General features: G+C 45.9%; 16 protein-coding genes. 7 read left to right on the forward strand and 9 right to left on the reverse strand.

Going from position 1 to position 18,830, the window contains the following annotated elements; genetic code table 11:
* Positions 1–17 precede the first annotated feature (17 nt).
* Positions 18–893: an SDR family oxidoreductase gene (locus C1N53_RS19950; protein WP_137760987.1), complete on the forward strand. Its 876-nt coding sequence runs from the start codon at positions 18–20 to the stop codon at positions 891–893.
* A gap of 87 nt (positions 894–980) precedes the next feature.
* Here C1N53_RS19950 and C1N53_RS19955 read toward each other — a convergent pair whose 3' ends face one another.
* Positions 981–3,134: a hypothetical protein gene (locus C1N53_RS19955; RefSeq protein ID WP_240773296.1), complete on the reverse strand. Its 2,154-nt coding sequence runs from the start codon at positions 3,132–3,134 to the stop codon at positions 981–983.
* Positions 3,135–3,556: 422 nt separating this feature from the next.
* On the opposite strand from C1N53_RS19955, the gene C1N53_RS19960 reads away from it, so the two are divergent.
* A complete protein-coding gene (locus tag C1N53_RS19960; protein WP_137760988.1) occupies positions 3,557–3,748 on the forward strand; it encodes a cold-shock protein in 192 nt (63 codons plus the stop codon).
* 86 nt (positions 3,749–3,834) lie between these two features.
* Here C1N53_RS19960 and C1N53_RS19965 read toward each other — a convergent pair whose 3' ends face one another.
* The 3 genes from C1N53_RS19965 to ricT form a co-directional block, all read right to left on the reverse strand.
* Complete coding sequence (locus tag C1N53_RS19965) at positions 3,835–4,932, reverse strand: endonuclease/exonuclease/phosphatase family protein (protein WP_137760989.1); 1,098 nt, start codon at positions 4,930–4,932, stop codon at positions 3,835–3,837.
* Between the two features lie 173 nt (positions 4,933–5,105).
* Positions 5,106–5,585 (reverse strand): gliding motility lipoprotein GldH, encoded by a 480-nt coding sequence (locus tag C1N53_RS19970; RefSeq protein ID WP_137760990.1) that lies wholly within the window; start codon positions 5,583–5,585, stop codon positions 5,106–5,108.
* Positions 5,578–6,897 carry a regulatory iron-sulfur-containing complex subunit RicT gene (gene ricT, locus C1N53_RS19975; protein ID WP_137760991.1) on the reverse strand — a complete coding sequence of 440 codons (1,320 nt, stop codon included), beginning with the start codon at positions 6,895–6,897 and terminating at the stop codon, positions 5,578–5,580. The genes C1N53_RS19970 and ricT overlap by 8 nt, the downstream gene beginning before the upstream one ends.
* Positions 6,898–7,269: 372 nt before the next feature.
* On the opposite strand from ricT, the gene C1N53_RS19980 reads away from it, so the two are divergent.
* Both C1N53_RS19980 and C1N53_RS19985 read left to right on the forward strand, forming a co-directional pair.
* The gene (locus C1N53_RS19980) at positions 7,270–8,709 is read left to right on the forward strand and encodes a lipopolysaccharide biosynthesis protein (RefSeq protein WP_137760992.1); all 1,440 of its coding nucleotides are present in this window, start codon (positions 7,270–7,272) and stop codon (positions 8,707–8,709) included.
* A gap of 107 nt (positions 8,710–8,816) precedes the next feature.
* Complete coding sequence (locus C1N53_RS19985) at positions 8,817–9,149, forward strand: multidrug efflux SMR transporter (RefSeq protein WP_137760993.1); 333 nt, start codon at positions 8,817–8,819, stop codon at positions 9,147–9,149.
* Between the two features lie 5 nt (positions 9,150–9,154).
* On the opposite strand, the gene C1N53_RS19990 is transcribed toward C1N53_RS19985, so the two are convergent.
* From C1N53_RS19990 to rsfS, 5 genes are all read right to left on the reverse strand, one after another.
* Positions 9,155–9,982 (reverse strand): hypothetical protein, encoded by an 828-nt coding sequence (locus C1N53_RS19990; RefSeq protein ID WP_240773297.1) that lies wholly within the window; start codon positions 9,980–9,982, stop codon positions 9,155–9,157.
* Positions 9,972–10,742, reverse strand: a complete 771-nt coding sequence (locus tag C1N53_RS19995; protein WP_137760994.1) for a UDP-2,3-diacylglucosamine diphosphatase — start codon at positions 10,740–10,742, stop codon at positions 9,972–9,974. Before C1N53_RS19995 ends, C1N53_RS19990 begins: the two co-directional genes overlap by 11 nt.
* A complete protein-coding gene (locus C1N53_RS20000; RefSeq protein WP_137760995.1) occupies positions 10,726–11,379 on the reverse strand; it encodes a lactate utilization protein in 654 nt (217 codons plus the stop codon). Before C1N53_RS20000 ends, C1N53_RS19995 begins: the two co-directional genes overlap by 17 nt.
* 11 nt (positions 11,380–11,390) lie before the next feature.
* On the reverse strand, positions 11,391–13,547 hold the full coding sequence (ftsH, locus tag C1N53_RS20005; protein WP_137760996.1) for an ATP-dependent zinc metalloprotease FtsH: 2,157 nt from the start codon (positions 13,545–13,547) through the stop codon (positions 11,391–11,393).
* Between the two features lie 72 nt (positions 13,548–13,619).
* Positions 13,620–13,994, reverse strand: a complete 375-nt coding sequence (gene rsfS, locus C1N53_RS20010; RefSeq protein WP_137760997.1) for a ribosome silencing factor — start codon at positions 13,992–13,994, stop codon at positions 13,620–13,622.
* A gap of 49 nt (positions 13,995–14,043) precedes the next feature.
* Between rsfS and C1N53_RS20015 the strand changes: the two genes are divergently transcribed.
* From C1N53_RS20015 to C1N53_RS20025, 3 genes are all read left to right on the forward strand, one after another.
* The gene (locus tag C1N53_RS20015; RefSeq protein ID WP_137760998.1) at positions 14,044–14,793 is read left to right on the forward strand and encodes a biotin--[acetyl-CoA-carboxylase] ligase; all 750 of its coding nucleotides are present in this window, start codon (positions 14,044–14,046) and stop codon (positions 14,791–14,793) included.
* Between the two features lie 380 nt (positions 14,794–15,173).
* Entirely contained in the window at positions 15,174–15,713 is a 540-nt protein-coding gene (locus C1N53_RS20020) for a T9SS type A sorting domain-containing protein (protein WP_240773298.1), read from the forward strand.
* A gap of 124 nt (positions 15,714–15,837) precedes the next feature.
* Complete coding sequence (locus tag C1N53_RS20025; protein WP_137761000.1) at positions 15,838–18,795, forward strand: DUF2723 domain-containing protein; 2,958 nt, start codon at positions 15,838–15,840, stop codon at positions 18,793–18,795.
* Positions 18,796–18,830 lie beyond the last annotated feature (35 nt).

Here is an 18,830-nt window from a genome sequence, read left to right on the forward strand (position 1 = left end):
ATTAATAAACAGACCTTATGCAGGAAACGATATTGGTTACAGGTGCCACAGGCACTGTAGGCCGTGAAGTAATAAAACAGCTTTCTATGCGCGAAGTACATGTGCGTGCTGGAGTGCATTCCATTATAAAAGGTGAAAACCTGAAGCGCCTGCCAGAGGTAGGGGTAACAGAAATCAATTTTAAAAATCCGGCTTCTTTACACGCCGCTTTTACACATGCCAATCGTTTGTTTATAGTTGCTCCTTTTACAGAAGGGCAGGTAGAGATGGAGAAAAACCTGGTAGATGAGGCAAAGAAACAGGGGGTAAGGCACATTGTGAAGTTATCTGCCAGCGGAGCCGAAGCAGAGCCGGGCATACAGCTGGGCCGGTGGCATCGCGAAGTCGAGCAGTACATAGAGGCAAGTGGCATTCCATATACTTTTCTGCGCCCTTCCGGCTTCATGCAAAACATTGTAAACTATAATGCAGACAGTATAAACGAGCACAATAAGTTTTACCTGCCGGTTGGCGAGGGAAAGGTTAGTTATATTGATGTGCGCGATATAGCAGCTGTGGCCGTAGAGGTGCTTACTTCTGATGAGCATTACCATAAAGCCTATACCTTAACAGGTCCGGAGGCCATTAGCCACAGCGAAATAGCTACGGTTTTAACACATACCTTAGACCGGATGATCACTTTTGTAGATGTGCCGGAAGAAGCTGCACGTGAAACCATGCTGTCGCAGCAGATGCCAGCCTGGAAAGCCGATGCCATGCTGGAGCTTTACGGGCTCTATAGAGCAGGGTACGGAGCACAGGTAACTACTGCCGTAGAAGAAATTACAGGAAACAGCCCTCATAGCTTCAGCCAGTTTGCCGAAGACTATAAAGCTTGTTTTATACCTGCCTGATAAGGACGGCAGCAGCTAAGTTTAGCACAGAAACAAAAAATCCCTCTATAAGAGGGATTTTTTGTTTCTGTGCTAAACTTATTTCTGTTAATCATCATCTCTGTTAATGTCGCGGTAGCGATCGCTTCTGCGGCTCTGGTAACGGTTGTCGTCTTCGTTCTCGTTGTAGTTAGAATAACCACCGCGTCTGGAAGAGCTCTGGTCGCCGGAGCTATTGCGGTAGTTTTCGCGCGAAGAAGAGCCACGGTTATCGCTGTAATAAGAAGTGCCACTGTCCATGGAGCCGTAACGGCTTTGATCGCCGCCTCGGCCGCCCTGGTTGTAGCCACCTTCTCTCCAGTCGTCCTGACCATACTTGCCACGGTTATACTGGTTCTCTAAAGAACCGTAGCCGCCACCGCTAAAGCCTCTGTTAGCACCATAACCACTGGATGCACCAAAATCACGGTCATCGCGGTCGCTATAGTTCGATCTGCCGGAACCTGAGCCTGTCATGCTGGAACCGCGGCCGCTTTGTCCGCTGCCATAACCACTCTGCGAGCCATAGCTATCCTGGCCTGCGCCATAGCTTCTGCCTTGGTTGCCATATCCTTGGTTACCATAGCCTTGTCCGCCCCGGCTGCCGCCTCTTTCATTTCTGGAAGATTCGTACTCATCGTTATAAGAACCACCTCTGGAGCCGTAGCCGCCCTGGCTGCCATAGCCACCTTGCATTGAGCTCTGAGAATCATATCCTCTGGAAGAGCCACGGTCGTCGCGGTCGTATTCGCTCATGCCTCTTGATGAGCCGTAGCCCATTGAGCCATAACGGTCGCGGTCGCCATAGCCTCCGCTCGAATTCGATCTGCCGGAGCCACGCCCTTCCTGCCCGCTGCCGTAGTTGCCCCAGCCCATATCGTCGGAGCCGTAGTTGTTTTGTGCGCCATAGTTGCCATTGCCCTGCGATGAGCCATTGCCAGATTGGTTGCTGCTTCTGCGTGAACCATAGCCACCCTGCACATTGTCGTTGTCGTAATTATAAGAGGAGCCGGAATAGTTTCTCGGGCCCTGGTTGCTGCTGGTATAGCCGCCACCCTGGTTTCTGAAGTTACCGCTCAGGCCGCTGTCGGAGCTGCCATAGTAGCTTTGAGAGGAGTTTCCCTGTGTACCAAACGCACCCGAAGTACCTCCCGATATAATGCCACCCTGGCGGTCTCCTTCTCTATCTTGGTAGCCGCCTTGCAGTCCGCCTCTGGAAGCACCGTAATCCTGATCCTGGAACCTGACACGATTGCCTTCCATGCCACCCTGGTTGCCATAGTTAAAGCCGCCGATTGAGCCCAGGTTATCCTGATCGCCGTAGTCGCTGCCAGAGCTGCCATACATAGAGCTTCTGTAGTCATCTCTGTCACGGTCTCTGCCACTGCCACTGCCACTGTTGTTTCCTCTGTCGTTGTTCCATTGCGAATAGCCGCCATAGCTTGCCCCGGAGTTGCCGTAGTCGCTGCCCTGAGAGCCGTAGCGTGCGCTTCTGTCGTTATCGTTATCGGAAGTGCCGCCATAGTTGCCGCCACCGCCGTAGCTACCGCCACCCTGGCCGCTCATGCTGCTGCTATAGCCACCGCCATAGCCCTGGCCTCTGGACATACCACCGCCCTGAGAGGAAGAACCATAGTCGCTCTGGTAGCCATAACCGCTTTGGCCGCCATAGTTGCTGTTCTGTGAACCATACCCATAGCCCCCTTGCGAACCATAGCCGCTCTGGCCGCCAAAGCCTCCCTTCGTGCTTTCGTCCTGGTTGTTGTTTGATTGAGAACCAGAATTACTGCTGCTCTGTGTGCTGTTGTTTTGTGAAGAGGAGCTGTTCATCTTAGATTCAGAGCTATCACTGGTGCTGCCAGTGCCTGTGTTAGCCATTGTGGTAGTGCTGCCTGAATCTTTGCCACTGCTTTGCTTTTTGGAAGAAGAGCTGCCGGCAGTGCTTTTAGTAATATCGTTTGATTTGGCAGTTGCTTTAGTGCTTTTTGAATCAGAAGATTTCGCGTCGGTTTTAGAACTTGACTTTGCTTTGGTGGAAGAAGACTTAGAGTCAGAGGCTGAAGTCTTGCCAGAGCCTTTTAATGAAGAGGCTTCCGGAGAAGCAGATGCAGTTGATGAGCTATCGTTACTGCCGCCTTCATCTTTGCGTGATAAGAAATTTGACGCATCATTGGTTGAGTCTGTTGACTGATCCGTCGCCTGATTTTTTTCGTTTTCTTTCATAGTTCAATTCTCCTTGGTTTTATTAGTATTTAATATAGTTCTTTTTCTATAATCTGTTATTCAATAAAACAGGCTGCCAGTCATACAGAAAGCAGGATTGGCTATAGTTTTTAAGCTGTTTTTAAATGAGACAGACCGTTTTAGCTATACGAACTTAATGGTACATAGTTCTTTTAAGGATTTTGAATCTGGTCTATTAAAATATAATTTTTTAAATATATAGGCAGGGCGTAAAGTATAGGCCGGAATAGCGTGTAAAGCAGCATCGCCAGGCTGTTTTATATAGGCTAAATCTGCTGGGAAAGTTGTGTGTTCTGGTTTGGAAGTGCCAGTATTTCAGATGTTTTTGCTAATATTTAAGCTCGGGTGATTGTTATTTCAAAGTAATTCCTATCTTTGTCGTATTATTTAAATTTATTATCATGCAAACAGGTAAAGTAAAATTTTTCAACGTATCTAAAGGCTTTGGCTTCATCGTAGCTGACGATACAAACCAAGACATCTTTGTTCACCAGACTGGTCTTATCCATGAAGTACGTGAAAACGATCGCGTTTCTTTCGAGGTGAAAGAAGGTAAAAAAGGATTGAATGCAATTAACGTAGAGAAAATCTAAGTTATACATATAAGTAGTCTCCCGACTATCCATTCCATCTATTTTAACCCGCTCATGTTCATGAGCGGGTTTTTTTAGCTTTCTGCTCAGGCTTTTGAGCTTTTCTTTTCCTCGTTGTTCTCTTCCCCTTTTTCCAGACCTTCTTCTATCAGTTCCTGGGCTTCCTGTTTATCTTCCTGCACAGGTTTAGGATGATATTGCGCTTGCTCGTGCTGTGGTTCATAACTTAGCGTAATGGCTATCGGGAAATGATCGGAACCGAATTTAGATAGCCGGCGAAGTTCCGCTAAGCGAAAAACGGGATCGTAGAAAACATGGTCGAGGGGGTATCGGAACAGAGGAACAAAGGCATTATATGTATTGTAAAAGCCCCGGCCTACCCGTGGGTCAATAAGTCCGCTTATGTGCTTGAATAGCTTCGTAGTTCTCGACCAGGCTACATCGTTCAGGTCTCCGGCCACAATCGAAGGATAAGGCGTTTTTTTCGACATCTTAGCGGCTATAAGCAGCTCTGCTTCCCTGGTTTCTGTATCTTTCAGGAAGCGCGGTGGCTGAGGGTGTACCAGAAATAAATCGAACTTTGCGCCGCCAGGCAGTTCTACTACAGCATACATAGAAGGGATACCGTCTTCTACTAAGAAGCGTACCTCGGTATCATGTAATTTAAATCTGCTGTAAAAAAGCATGCCGTATGTATTTTCGAGCGGCTTTTTAATAGAATAGGGGTACTCTTTATCCAGCACAGGCCGCAACTCCTGGTGCCACTTCTCGTTCGGCTCATTTATTACCAGCATATCAGGTTGCTCCTGCAGTACCAGCTCAAGAAACTTCCGGTAATGCTTGTTTGTCATCCTGACATTTGAGATCATAAACTTCAGGGTATTATCCGGTGCCTGCTTCTGCGCACGCAAAGCTTCTCTGCGGGCCAGCGGGGTAAAGTGGTAGATATACCTGACTTCGTTCAGAATAGCTAAAGCCCATATGACAAGCATTGTAATTTCTACTGCTGAAGCAGTCGGAAGGCCGTAAAGCGCCAGGTAGGTAATTAAAACCGCGGATAAGATAATGGCGACATGCGCTCTCGGAAAATCAAGTACTCTGATCCACCAGGCAGTGGTTTTGATGAGCGGCAGAAAAGAGAATACCGAAAGAATTGCGCCTAATATACAGAGGGTGGTTTTCATGCTTATGTGTAGGTATGGGGGTAATGGATACTTGAAAATTACCGTTTTTGTTTCTCCTGCATCTTGTACGTATCAGCATTTAATCCGATGAATATTTCATTTGAAAGCTTGAAATAAAAATGGCCCTTACAACATTAAGTTGCAAGGGCCATGGGTAAGTTACAAAGAGCTACTTATTCGGTTGAGTGCCTGGCTACGCGCACACCCACCGACATGATATTCGGCAGCGGATCGCGGCGCATGTATTGAGTTAATACAAGCTTGTGCGCTCCAACTTTATGAAAAGCTACATTCTTAATAGCGAGCGCCTGCAAGTCATAAATATCGCTGGAGCCTTTCCCTAGCGGCCTGCCTGTTTTAGCATCCATCAGGTGCAGCTCGTGCAGTTGAGACGAAAGCTGCTGGCCATCCGGCCCCAGCAACTGGTGACGCAGATACAAATTATAGTAGTCGTAGGAAAGCGAGTACCTTACATTAAAGTAAATATTATACCGCTGGGTAGTATCCTGTACTACAAACTCAAATACTGGTGTGTTCTCTACTGCCCAGTCTCCGTTTTCAATCTCTGTATTTTGTTCATATAAGCGGTTAGGGTCACAACTGCTTAGCATGAGTAGCACCAGAGAAGCAAGTAGCGCTAATTTTTTAGGCATCTGTACGCGGTTTATTCTGCTGATCTGACCTGTTCCCCCTGAATGGCTTGCGGGACTTGTGCTTTTTAGGCTGCTGACCAGCTTCTGCCACAGCAGCTGGTTTGGGCTGAGCCTGTTGCTGTCCTGCTTGTGCCGCTCCGGCTTTAGGAGCATCTTCTCTTGGCGCTTTATTTTTGTTTTTAAAAGGTTTATGGCTTTTGCGCTGCTTGTGTTGCTGCTCCTGTTCTTTGCTGTGAGGCCTTGCTTCGGCATGTTGCTGCTTTGGCTGAGCTTCTACAGGTTGCTGTTGTGCCGCGGTACCTTCAGCATCAGTTTTCTTTTTCTTTTTCTTCTTTTTCTTTTTACTCTTGAATTTGTCGTCGAGGCGCTCAAGGTTACCTTCTACCTGTGCCACAAACTCGTTTTGTTTTGGCTCGGCCTGCGCTTCAATAACCAAGGCTTCTACCGCAACACCTTTGGCATTCTGCTCCAGTATTTCCTTTACACGCAGTACAGGCACAGGATACCAGTTATTGTCGCCTTTGTAGCCGAACCACATCATCTTTTTAAAGATGTCGGTTTTCTGCAGAATGGCATCACCCTGCTGCGTTTGCAAAGGCCTGTTAACCGTAGGAATATCCTTTAAGGCATCCATATACGTTTCCAGCTCATAATTGAGGCAGCACTTCAGCCTGCCACACTGGCCGGAAAGCTTGCTAGGGTTAAGCGACAGGTTCTGGTACCGGGCTGCTGTAGTGGATACACTCTTAAAATCGGTGAGCCAGGTAGAGCAGCAGAGTTCACGACCACAAGAGCCTATACCTCCCAAACGACCCGCTTCATGGCGAAGGCTGATCTGGCGCATTTCGATACGCACTTTAAACTCCTCTGCCAGCTTCTTAATCAGATCACGAAAGTCTACACGGTCATCAGCAGAATAGTAGAAAGTAGCTTTGCTTTTATCTGCCTGGTACTCTACATCTGACAGCTTCATTTTTAAGTTGAGCTGTTGTATAATCTCGCGTGAGCGGTACATGGTGCCGCCTTCCATATCCCGAACCTCGTCAAACTTCTCCATATCGCGTTCGTTGGCGATACGGTAAATGCTTCGGATCTCTTCGTTGTTGTCTATCTTCTTTTTCAGCATCTGGAGGCGAACCAACTCGCCCTTCAACGACACATGGCCTATATGATGGCCGTTTGGTACATCAACAACAACGGCATCGCCGGTAGTAAGATTTAACCTGTTTGTATTGCGATAGAATTCTTTACGACCTCCCTTGAAACGAACCTCTACAATGTCGAATTCCTCAAACGATGTGGGCAATTCCATATCGCTGAGCCAGTCGAACACATTTAAACGGTTGCAACCTCCTGTGCTGCATCCGCCGTTGCTTTTGCAGCCGGCAACGCTACTGTCAGCGCCGCTTTTTGTGCCACATCCGCCACTAGAACATGAACTACATCCCACAGTTTTATCTCCTTATATAGCTGTTAAGCTTATTTAATTCTTCTTTTCTATTATGATAATTAACAAATATACTAATTTTTTGAGCTTTTGCTTCAGCTGCTGCTATTTGTCGTCGGCTTGTGAACACCTAATTCGGTTTTTTAGTGCTAAGGTGCTTCATAAAAGCCTCCAGAACCGCTAAGCAATTCAGCATGAAAGTAGAAAGTGCTGAAAAATAAAGTATAATTTTAGGCAATGCTTCGGAAATTACTTTCACATGCGGCAATTTACGGACTGGCATCGCAAGTGCCTCGTCTGGCTGGTGTACTGGCGCTGCCTCTTATTACGCAGTACCTCACGCCTGATGATTATGGAGTAGCAGGAGTCGTGGCAGCCTATGCTTATGCTCTAACCATGCTGCAGTCGCTGGGCCTGTCGGTGGTGATGGTGAATGCGTTTGCCCGGTATCCGAAGCGGTATGTGTGGGTATGGAGGCAGCTACATGGTTTTTTGTTGCTGTGGTCGATGCTGTATGGCCTGCTGATGCTGGGTGTGCTGTACCTGGCTGTGCCCGGGATTGCTGCTGAAGATCGCTTTGCCATTGCCTGTCTGTACAGCCTGCCGGTTATGTTCTTTGCAAGTACAGATATGCAGTCAAGCTTATACTACCAGCTGTCGCAGAAGCCTCTGCCGGTGGCGTTGCGGTCTTTCTTGGTTGGAGCAGTAAGCGTCGCAACTACGGTTTTTACCATTGTTTACCTGAGAATGGGCTATATGGGCTGGTTTTATGCGCACTTCCTCTCAACGGGTGTAAGATTCCTTTTCAATAGCTATAGTGTATATGTAAAGCTAAAGTGGTGGCCGATTATAAACTTCAGGTGGGCCGAGATTAAGAAAGCCCTCCATGTTTCTTTGCCTGTAGTGCCGCATAATTTCTCGTTTTTTCTGCTGGATAATTCCGACAGGCTGGTACTGGATGTCCTCAAAGTACCGCTGCATCAGATAGGCCTTTACAATGTTGCTTCCAGCTTTGGCAATTATTTTATGATTGCCAGCAATGCAGTTGTACAGGCCGCCTCTCCCTTTTATATGCGGTATTACGCACAGCAAGCAGATGTTGAGGCCGCTAAGCTGGCCCGAAGAATGACCTTTGCTTTGCAGACTCTCTTTCTGCTGACTACTTCGCTGGGCAGCTTATGGATGAAGGAGGTTTTTCAGCTCCTGATCCGGAATGAGGCTTTACAGGAGGCTTACCCGCTGGCAATCATTATCCTGATGGGGTATAACTTCAGGCCCATGTACCTGGCCGCTATGAATTTACTGGCATACAGAGAACATACCAATAAGCTCTGGAAGGTGTCTTTAGTAGCTGGCGTGGCAAATCTGGGGCTTAATTTTTTGCTTGTTCCGGTGTTTGGGTATCAGGCTGCCGCCTTTACCACGTTTGCAGCCCTCATGTATATGGGGTATGCCGGGCATTTTCTGAAGGCTTACAAGCAGGCGGCTCTCGTAAATTACTATCCTTTACATTGGTTGAGCGTAACTATACTGGCATTGCTCACGGTTTACTTGCTGGCTGCAATTGATCTGCGGCTAAAAGTAGTGATAACCAGTGCAGGATGTACTGCCGCTATTGTATATCTGATTACACAAAGGCACAGATTATCTCCTGCAGTAAAAAAAGATATTGGCTAAAGCTTTGCAGTTAGGCTTTTGTTCGCAAACTAGTGGCTCCGTTAGTTCTCCAGATACTTTGGTATTACCTGTTTAAGTATCTGTTTATTCACATTAAACTTTAAAGAATGAATACAGCTTGGTTTTACCTGATTTTAGCGGGACTCTGCGAAATAGGATGGGCATTTGGGTTAAAGTACAGCGAAGGATTTACCAAGGTTGGTGCCAGCATTGTTACAGTAGTTGTGATGATTCTGAGCTTTGTTCTGCTTTCGCAGGCCATGAGAACATTGCCCTTAGGTACAGCTTATGCCATCTGGACAGGTATTGGTGCTGCTGGTACGGCTATATTGGGTATGTTTTTTATGAATGAGCCCAAAGACATGATGCGCATACTCTGTTTGCTTTTAATTATAGCGGGAGTTATCGGGCTCAAGTTTTTTTCAGAAGGCAAAGGCTAAGTAGATCAAGGTTGTAGATTGTATACATCCAGTTCCTTTTGGGAAAACAGGTATGTATACTTGTTGCTCACGAAAGCTGCCTGATATACTTTAGAAGAAGGAAGTGCTATGGTGCGTTGCTTTTGCTGATATAAGTCGTAAAAGTACAGAATATTATCTTTTACGAAATACAGCTCATTGCCATAGAAGCTTATATAGGAGAGGCCTGTAAAAGGAAGTTTAGTCGTGTAGTTGCCTAAATTGTCAAATACCAACACTCCTCCGTTAGCATCCAGCATGTATACCTTGTTCTGGTATTCGCGCAGTTGCCTTACATCCAAATTGGCCTGGTCCAGGATCAGGTTAAGAGGGGTGCTTACCGTCACGCTCCTGTTTCTGATGTCCAGTTTGCTGAGTGTAAGTTCCGTTTCATTAAAAAGCCAGAAGCTATCGTCGGAAGATTGAGTAGCAGCCCGTACAGTGCCCGAAATATTATAGTCGGAGAGCTGGGTACTGGTAATTGGCCTCAGAAAGCGGTCGAGCAAAAGAATTTCCTGTCTGTCTTCGTAAAAAAGCAGCACTTTCAGCGGATTCCAGGCTTCTATGGCTGCTATTTGCCCTCTGGTGGTCGGAGAAAAGTGAAGTAAAGGTTTACCGGAAGGATCATACTTCCGCAATGTCCGTTTTGCATCCAGCATGTATATATTTCCATCACGATCCTGTGAGATAGTGGAAGCAGAACTGGTAGAAAGGCTATGGCTGTAGGTTAAAGTGCTGTAGCTCTGTTGTGCAAAAGCCGGAGAAATAAGCAGGCACAGCTGTAAAAGTGCGATAAAGCAAATGTTATTTTTCAAAATGCTCTAGTTTAAGTGTAGTTCCATCGTACACAGCATAAGAGCAAAAATTGACCCATTCGCCAAGGTTAATGTAGCGGCTGTTTTCAGTTACCGGCAGGTCGAGTGGTAAGTGCCTGTGCCCGAATACATAATAATCGTGGTGTTGTTTCGCCTCTACCTCTTTTGAATACTGCATCAGCCACTCATCATCCCCTAAAAATTTTTCATCTTTCTCGTTATTACTGATGCGGCTTCTCCTGGACCACATGTTGGCCACACCTATACCTAAATTAGGGTGTACACGAGCAAAAAGCCATTGGCAGGCTTTATTGGCGAATACTTTTTTTAGGAATTTATAAGTATGATCGCCGGGCCCCAAGCCATCGCCATGGCCAATGTAAAAGGTTTTCTCCCCGATCCGGGTTGAAATAGGATGGCGCATAATTGCAATATTTAATTCCTGCGGGAAATAATCAAACATCCACATATCGTGGTTGCCCGTGAAAAAAAGCACCGGAATTCCTGCGTCTGTTATTTCAGCAAGTTTTCCTAAAAGCCTGATATAGCCTTTGGGGATAGCATGCTTGTATTCAAACCAAAAATCAAAAATATCACCAACCAGCAGAATAGCAGCGGCATCCTGCTGTATCTGGTCGAGCCAACGTACTATTTTCAGCTCTCGTTGTTTACTGGCTGCAGCGTTAGGGACACCTAAGTGGAAATCAGAAGCAAAGTATACTTTTTTACCTGGCGCCAGTTCTTTAATGCGGAAGGTCATCAATCAGGAAAAGGACTAATTGTTTAGGACCATGGGCTCCCATGACCAATGTTTTTTCTATATCGGCAGTTCGGCTTGGGCCACTTACCAACGATATCATAGAGGGAAAATTATTTTTGTACTTGTCCCGGATCAGCTGCAGGCCGTCTTTGATATCGTGCACCAACTGGCTGGCTTTTGCAACCACCAGGTGAGTGGCAGGATATATGCTTAGCCTTCTTCCGCCTGCTCTGGCAGAGCTGACTAAAACGCTCCCGGTACGGGTTATAAGGGCTTCGCAGGTAGTTAAGCCAGCTTCGGCATCACGTACAAAGTTTTCATCATTATCGATATAGTCTATGCCAGCCTGATACAGGATATTCTGCAGGTTAGGCTCCCACACAAACAGGTGTTGTATGTTCTGCTCTTTTTTAAAGACGTACAGCTGATCAAAGAAGTCTTCTTCTGATTCGCAATAAAAGAAGGTGCCGCTGTTGTTCAAGAAATTCTGAGCAAAAACCACCGACATTTCCTCTGTTGGAATAGCCAGGTGTAATCCGGTTGTAAAGTCTGGGGTAGGAGGAAGAAAAGGCGCAGACTTAGCCAGCGCCTCTCTTACTCTTCTTAATACTATTTCTTTTGTTTTTGCTTCGTACATGCCTGCTTTTATCAAGCTGTTCTGGAGTTGACAGAGTTACCTTTCTCAGCAGGAGTATCATCGTCTTCTTCTTCAGACGCTTTAGGGGCAGGTGCATTTTGCTGCTTGCTAACCGGCTGTACATGTGCTTTTGCATGCTGCTCCAGCTCGAGGGCATGTTTATCCTGCTCCGCCTCGCTTAAAGTCTGGCTACGGTCTGTACCTGCTGTATGTGCCTGGTAGGTGGTAAGGGTGCCAAAAGGACGCTTACCAACTAAACGCTCCAGATCGTTCTGAAAGAGGATTTCTTTCTGCAGTAACTCCTGTGCAACCGTCTCCAGTTCCTGGCGCTTGTCTGTGAGCAGCTTTTTAGTTCGTTCGTAAGCGGCTTCTACAATGCTGCGCACTTCATTATCGATAGTCTCGGCAGTTGCTTCAGAATAAGGCTTATTAAACGAATAATCGGAGCTTTGCTTGGAATCGTAGTAAGATATGTTGCCTATGCGAGGGTTCATACCATACATGGTTACAATGCTATACGCCATTTTAGTGATACGCTCCAGGTCGCTTAGCGCACCTGTTGATATCTTACTGAAAACGATTTCTTCGGCGGCCCTGCCACCAAGTGCCATACACATCTCGTCGATCAGCTGCTCAGTTGTATACAGGAACTGTTCTTTCGGCAGATACTGTGCATAACCTAAAGCGGCAACACCACGTGGAACTATACTTACTTTTACCAACGGATCGGCATGCTCCAGGAACCAGCCTGCTATAGCGTGACCAGCTTCGTGATAAGCCACAATTTTCTTCTCTTCCGGAGAGATAATCTTGTTTTTCTTTTCCAAACCACCAATCACACGGTCTACAGCATCGTTAAAGTCTTGCTGATCTACTGCTTTTTTATTGCGGCGGGCAGCTATCAGGGCTGCTTCGTTACAAACGTTGGCAATTTCGGCACCGGCAAAACCAGGAGTCTGGGCAGCCAGATTCTTAGCATCTACATCTGAGGCCAGTGTAAGAGGACCCAGGTGCACTTTAAAGATTTCGGTACGGCCATTGATATCTGGTTTGTCTATACTGATCTGGCGGTCGAAACGGCCAGGACGCAGTAAAGCAGAGTCGAGTGTATCAGGGCGGTTAGTTGCTGCCAGGATAATAACACCTGAGTCTGTAGCAAAACCATCCATTTCTACCAGCAGGGAGTTCAGCGTGTTTTCACGTTCATCGTTACCACCTGGTTGCTGTCCGCGGCTACGGTGGCGGCCAATCGCATCAATCTCATCTATAAATATAATACATGGCGCCTTCGCTTTTGCTTGCTTAAACAAGTCGCGGACACGTGCTGCACCCACACCCACAAACATTTCTACAAAGTCGGAACCTGAAAGTGAGAAGAATGGTACATCGGCTTCGCCTGCAACAGCTTTGGCCAGCAAGGTTTTACCAGTTCCCGGAGGGCCAACCAGCAACGCTCCTTTAGGTATTTTACCTCCCAGAATGGTGAATTTGGTCGGGTTTTTCAGGAACTCTACAATCTCCTGGATTTCTTCTTTTGCCTCTTCCAGACCAGCTACATCTTTAAAGGTGATCTTTACTTTGTTTTCAGCATCGAACAGAGCCGCTTTCGATTTGCCAATGTTAAAGATCTGACCACCGGCTCCACCGGCTGTCACCCTGCGCATCAGGAACCAGAAACCGAACAGCACCAGAATCAGGAAGCCCCACTGGAAGAAAAAGTCAGTTAAGCCGGTACGTGTATCCAGGGTATAGCCTACACGCTGGTCGCGCGGTACGTTAGCCTGCAGCTTTTCGAGGTCTTCTTTAAACGATTCGGCTGAGATTACCTGAAAATGATAATGCGGGCCTTGCTCGTTCATGGAGAGTACGCCCCGGCTTTCGAGCTGTGAGCGGTACTTCTCGTTGTTGAGGGCTTCCCTTTTCAGATAAACCTCTACCACATTTTTATTCACGATAACCAATCGGTCTACATCGTTGCTGAGCAGCATTTCTTCAAAATCAGGTTGTACGATTTCGATAGAAGAGTTGCTCTTGTTCAGGTAGGTGAGTCCGAAGATAACCAGGATCAAAATCGCCAGCATCCACAATTGCATAGTAGGCCGTGGAGGCGTGGGCGGAATCATTGGCTTCTTCTTTTTATTTTTTGGTTGTTTATCTTTTTCTGCCATGAATTTTTAGTATCAACTTTGATAAAAAACAGTTACCCATCCAGGTTTGTTGGGATTCCTGTCATTAATATTTTAGACAGATTCTATCTGTTTGATGTTGGCATCGCCCCAAAGCTCTTCCAAAGCATAAAACTGACGTTTGTCTTTTAGGAATATATGTGCCACTACGTCTACGTAATCTAACAGCACCCACTCTTTATTAATGCGTCCTTCGCTCTGCCATGGGTTCTGATGAAGGGCTTTATACACCTCTTCTTCTACAGAAGTAGCAATGGCATCGAGTTGCGTATCAGAAGTAGCAGATGCTATTACAAAATAGTCGGAGACGGCATTTTTAAGTGATTTAAGGTTAAGTACGACAATATCGGTAGCTTTTCTTTCCTGCATACCTTTTACCACAAGCTCTGCCAATATGTCTGAATTAGCCTCAATCTTATTTTCTTTCATTTGCTATCTTTAATTTTGAAGTACAAAAGTATTAAATTCTGTTTAATGTATGTTGCCTAATACGTTGTTTATGGGCCATCAGCTATACAAGCTGGAGGTTTGCGAATCTACAAACACAGAAGCCCATAAGCTTCTTATCAAAAATGAAGCCACAGAAGGCTGTACTATTATAACCGACAGGCAAACGAATGGGCGAGGACAAAGAGGTAATTTTTGGGAGGCTGCACCTGGCAAAAATATTACGCTTTCTGTTATTTTGTCACCTTCTTTCTTGTTTGTCAGGCACCAATTTTACTTAAATATAGCAGTTTCTTTGGGAGTACTAGACTTATTGCATGAGCTGGGGCTTGCTCAGGCAAAAGTAAAGTGGCCCAACGATCTGTATTTTGAAGATAGTAAACTTGGCGGGATATTAATAGAAAATACTATAAACAGCCAAATTATACAACATAGCATTGTCGGGATTGGTTTAAACATAAACCAATTAGTGTTCGGCAATCCTACGGCAACTTCGGTCTCAAAGATTCTTAATAAAGCATTAAACGTGGAAGAAGTTGCCGTTCGTATGCTGGAACTATTGGAAAAGCGTTACCTAGGATTGCGAGCTGGTAAGCTGGGCCAGCTCAAATTTGATTACCTGCAGGCTTTATATCGTTACCAGGAGCCTGCCTGCTTTGAGGTAGGCGGCAAAAGAGTGGCCGGCACAATAGTGGGGGTAGAGGAGAGTGGCAGGTTAGCGGTGGAGATAGAGCAGCAATTGCAGTATTTTGATTTTAAAGAAATTGCTTACCTGATTTAGCTGGCCTTTTTCAATGAAAGTAGTAGCTATAGGTTATCAAATAAATTATTGATTTTTTCTAATGAATTAAAAAATTTATAGTTTTCTATATTGGTTGGGCGTGGTTTAGAAGGAAAGGGCACAATTATTGATACTGTTGTTTTGGTGGAAGGCGGGCAGGAAGCGCAAAAACTGTATTATATTTTTATTAAATCCTGATAAATTAATTACAACTTTTTAAATTATTCTGCTCAAGATCAACTATATTTGTTAACCCAAGCCAATACTGTAGCAGCAGTTTAAAATTTGAGGTACTGACTATGAAGACTTTTACGAAGATATTTTTTGTTGTAACGCTTATAAGCTCTCACTTATTGAGTTTCGCAGCAGATAAAAATGGAATGATAGCAAATCAGGAACAAAACCTGGGAGTTGATCCGGTATATAAAGGCGGAGCTACTCTGTGGAAACTGATGCCTGAGAAAAAAGCAGAGCTTACCTTGTCTGCCCAGAATGCCCGCCCGGCTTTTGTGGTTGACAACAGCAAACATACCTGCTCTAAGATTTTTGCTTCGGCTGTGAGCTCTGAATTCCATGGCGGGGAGTCTGATAACGTTACCAGAAGCCTGTATAGCATCACATTCGCTTCTTTTGCTCCGGCGCGTGAAGTACGTCAGTTGCCTTCCATCAGTGCTTATCCTAATCCTTCGCGTGGGGCTACGCGTCTTTCGCTTACCCAGGTTGGCGGGGATAACTATAAAATCAAAGTATCAAACACGATCGGTAAAGTAATGCGCACTTTCGAATTGCCTCCTGTCCCGGACAATACTACCGTTGTGCTGGATATGGACATGAGCGTATATCCGGCCGGTATCTATTTTTACAGCTTGCTGATCAATGACAAGACTGTTGAAACAAAACGTCTGGTGCTTCAAAAATAGAATCCATAAAACTCCGTTATAGAAAAGCTGGTCCGAAAGACCAGCTTTTTTTTGTGTTTATTGTAAAAAGTACATATCGGCTTATCAATATTTAGTATTTTCGAGGCTGAATTGTAAAAACGCTATGATGGATTATCGTCGGATTAACAACCTGGTAGGTTGGATTGTGTTTCTTATTGCCACAACCGTTTATGTATTAACACTGGAGCCTGTTGCCAGTTTCTGGGATGCAGGCGAATTTATAGCCTGTTCTTATAAGCTTTTAGTACCGCACCCGCCAGGAGCTCCGCTTTATCTGTTACTAGGTCGTATTTTCTCTCTGTTTGCCAGCGATGCTTCTCAGGTAGCATGGTGGGTAAACCTGCTGTCGGCTTTGGCCAGCTCCTTTACAGTGCTGTTCCTGTTCTGGACAATTACTATTCTGGCTCGTAAGTTACTGGTAAAAGAAGGAGAAGCCGTTACCACAGGTAATCTTTTACTGATTATGGCAAGTGGCGCTGTAGGTGCTTTAGCCTATACCTTTACCGATTCTGCCTGGTTCTCTGCAGTAGAGGCAGAGGTATATGCCATGTCTTCTTTCTTTACAGCTATTGTCTTTTGGGCCATGCTGCGCTGGGAACAAAGAGTGGGGCATGCCTACTCCGATAAATGGTTGATCCTGATCGCATACCTGGTAGGGCTTTCCATCGGTGCTCACTTGCTGAACCTAGTAACTATTCCTGCCCTTGGGTTTATTTATTATTTCCGATTGTATAAACCAAGCTGGAAAGGCGGCATAATAGCTTTTGCCGTAAGCGCGGTTATTGTTGTGGCCATACTTTGGGGAATCATACCTGGTTTGCCTTCTTTAGCCGGAAACATAGAAGTATTTTTTGTAAACTCTCTTGGCCTGCCGTTTGGCTCCGGCATCATCTTCTTTGTGATTTTGCTGGTAGCAGCAATTGTTATCGGACTTCGTTACTCTATCAAAAATCAGAACCGCATTCTGAATACCGCTGTTCTGGCTTTCGTTTTTATCCTGATAGGCTATTCTTCTTATATGATGATCCCGATCAGGTCGTCTTATAACCCTACTATTGATGAGAATGACCCGCAGGATATCCTAAGCTTTGTGGCGTATCTGAAGCGTGAGCAGTACGGTGATCGTCCCTTGCTATATGGCCCGCAATATAACGCGCAGCCTATAGAGCAGGTAGAAGGGGCGCCCCGTTACATCAAAGGCAAAGACAAGTACATTAATACCGGCAATAAGTTAGAAAGCGTGTATGCCAGTAAAGATAAAACCTTGCTGCCGCGTATCTACAGTGACCAGCCGCAGCATTTGCAGGAATACAAAAAATGGATTGACTTGCGCGAAGGGCAGATGCCTACTTTTGGGCAAAACTTAAGCTTCCTGTTCCGTTACCAGCTGGGGCACATGTACTGGCGCTACTTCCTGTGGAACTTTGTTGGCCGCGAGAGCGATGTGCAGCAGGCCGGAGTTCTATGGTTTGGGAAAAATGAGAACGGGCTTCCGGCCAGAATTGCTAACAACCAGGCGCGAAACTGCTTTTATTTGCTGCCGCTTATTGTAGGTATACTGGGACTCATCTATCAGGCTCGTAAAAATGAACGCGATGCTTTTATTATCGGGCTTTTGTTCTTCTTTACCGGTATTGCCATTGCGCTGTACCTGAACCAGCCGCCTATTGAGCCACGGGAAAGGGATTATACTTTTGCCGGATCGTTTTATGCCTTTAGTATTTGGATTGGCTTAGGTGTGCTGGGGCTGGCGGACCTGCTGGGTAAAATAATAGCTAACCGGTCGCTTCAGTCTGCTATAGCGGTGGTGGTTTGTTTGGCAGCGCCTACCATTCTGGCAGCAGAGGGCTGGGACGACCACGACCGTTCTAACCGCTATCACTCCGTAGATTCGGCTAAGAACCTGTTAGACTCCTGTGCGCCTAATGCCATATTGTTTACAAATGGCGATAATGATACCTTCCCGCTCTGGTATGTGCAGGAGGTAGAAGGATACAGAACCGATGTAAGGGTGGCCGTTCTGAGCTACCTGAACACAGACTGGTATATCGATCAGATGAAGCGCCCTTCTTACCTGTCGCAGCCCTGGCCTTTATCTCTGGAAAACGAAAACTATAGGCAAGGCACCAACGATTACCTGCCATTTGTAGAGAAGCCGCAGGTGGCATCGGGTATGGACCTGGTACAGTTCATCAGCCTGGTGAAGCAGAAGCACCCGGTACTACAGGAGGTGTTTGGTTCTGGCACCACGTTAACGACAATGCCTACAAAGAACTTCTTCCTGAAAATTGATAAGCAGAAAGTTGCTGACATGGGCTTTGTATCAGCCAATAAGCAAAATGAAATCGTAGACAGAATGCAGTGGACTATTAACAAGTCGCTGATCGAGAAGAAACACCTGATTATACTGGACCTGCTGGCAACAAACAACTGGGAACGCCCCGTGTACTTCTCTACTACTGTTAACAGTGCAGACTACATGGGCTTATCGGAGTACTTCCAGCTAGAAGGTTTAACAACGCGCATAGTACCTGTAAGGTCTGGTGGCGACGAAGATTCTCCTGCTAATATAAACCAGGAGGTAATGTATGAGAACATGATGAAGAAGTTCAGCTTCCGTGGTTTCAGCGATCCTAGTATTTACCACGATGAGAACTACTACAGGTTTGCAGCCAATGCCCGTGATAAATTTGCGAAGCTGGCGGCATCTTATTTAGAGCAGGGTAATACAGCCAGAGCAAAAGAAATAATTGACCACTGCTTTACACAACTGCCTGTAGAAACGGTGCCATACGATTACTATACGCCTCAGTTTATCTCCATGATGGCTGAAATAGGTGAAGAAGACAGGGCCAAGCAATTATTAGAAGCGATGGCTGCGAATTCAAAAACGGCCGTAGACTATTACCTGACGAAAGGCGCCTTGTTTGACATGGAGATTCAGACAAACCTGTATGTACTGCAGCAACTGATGGGAGAAGCACAGGCTATAGGTATGGACGAACGTGCTGCGCAGATTCAGCAGGATCTAATGGGGTACTTGCAGCGTATTCGCCGCTAAACAAAAAACGATTCGAATAAGTAATAATGCCAGGC

Source organism: Pontibacter sp. SGAir0037, assembly GCF_005491705.1.
Lineage (GTDB): Bacteria > Bacteroidota > Bacteroidia > Cytophagales > Hymenobacteraceae > Pontibacter.

Coding starts and splice junctions, on each gene's coding strand:
- C1N53_RS20025 (WP_137761000.1), top strand. CDS start 15,838: ATGATGGATTATCGTCGGATTAACAACCTGGTAGGTTGGATTGTGTTT.
- C1N53_RS20000 (WP_137760995.1), bottom strand. CDS start 11,379: ATGTACGAAGCAAAAACAAAAGAAATAGTATTAAGAAGAGTAAGAGAG.
- C1N53_RS20020 (WP_240773298.1), top strand. CDS start 15,174: ATGATAGCAAATCAGGAACAAAACCTGGGAGTTGATCCGGTATATAAA.
- C1N53_RS19960 (WP_137760988.1), top strand. CDS start 3,557: ATGCAAACAGGTAAAGTAAAATTTTTCAACGTATCTAAAGGCTTTGGC.
- ricT (WP_137760991.1), bottom strand. CDS start 6,897: ATGGAATTGCCCACATCGTTTGAGGAATTCGACATTGTAGAGGTTCGT.
- C1N53_RS19970 (WP_137760990.1), bottom strand. CDS start 5,585: ATGCCTAAAAAATTAGCGCTACTTGCTTCTCTGGTGCTACTCATGCTA.
- ftsH (WP_137760996.1), bottom strand. CDS start 13,547: ATGGCAGAAAAAGATAAACAACCAAAAAATAAAAAGAAGAAGCCAATG.
- C1N53_RS19995 (WP_137760994.1), bottom strand. CDS start 10,742: ATGACCTTCCGCATTAAAGAACTGGCGCCAGGTAAAAAAGTATACTTT.
- rsfS (WP_137760997.1), bottom strand. CDS start 13,994: ATGAAAGAAAATAAGATTGAGGCTAATTCAGACATATTGGCAGAGCTT.
- C1N53_RS19985 (WP_137760993.1), top strand. CDS start 8,817: ATGAATACAGCTTGGTTTTACCTGATTTTAGCGGGACTCTGCGAAATA.
- C1N53_RS19965 (WP_137760989.1), bottom strand. CDS start 4,932: ATGAAAACCACCCTCTGTATATTAGGCGCAATTCTTTCGGTATTCTCT.
- C1N53_RS19980 (WP_137760992.1), top strand. CDS start 7,270: ATGCTTCGGAAATTACTTTCACATGCGGCAATTTACGGACTGGCATCG.
- C1N53_RS19950 (WP_137760987.1), top strand. CDS start 18: ATGCAGGAAACGATATTGGTTACAGGTGCCACAGGCACTGTAGGCCGT.
- C1N53_RS20015 (WP_137760998.1), top strand. CDS start 14,044: ATGTTGCCTAATACGTTGTTTATGGGCCATCAGCTATACAAGCTGGAG.
- C1N53_RS19955 (WP_240773296.1), bottom strand. CDS start 3,134: ATGAAAGAAAACGAAAAAAATCAGGCGACGGATCAGTCAACAGACTCA.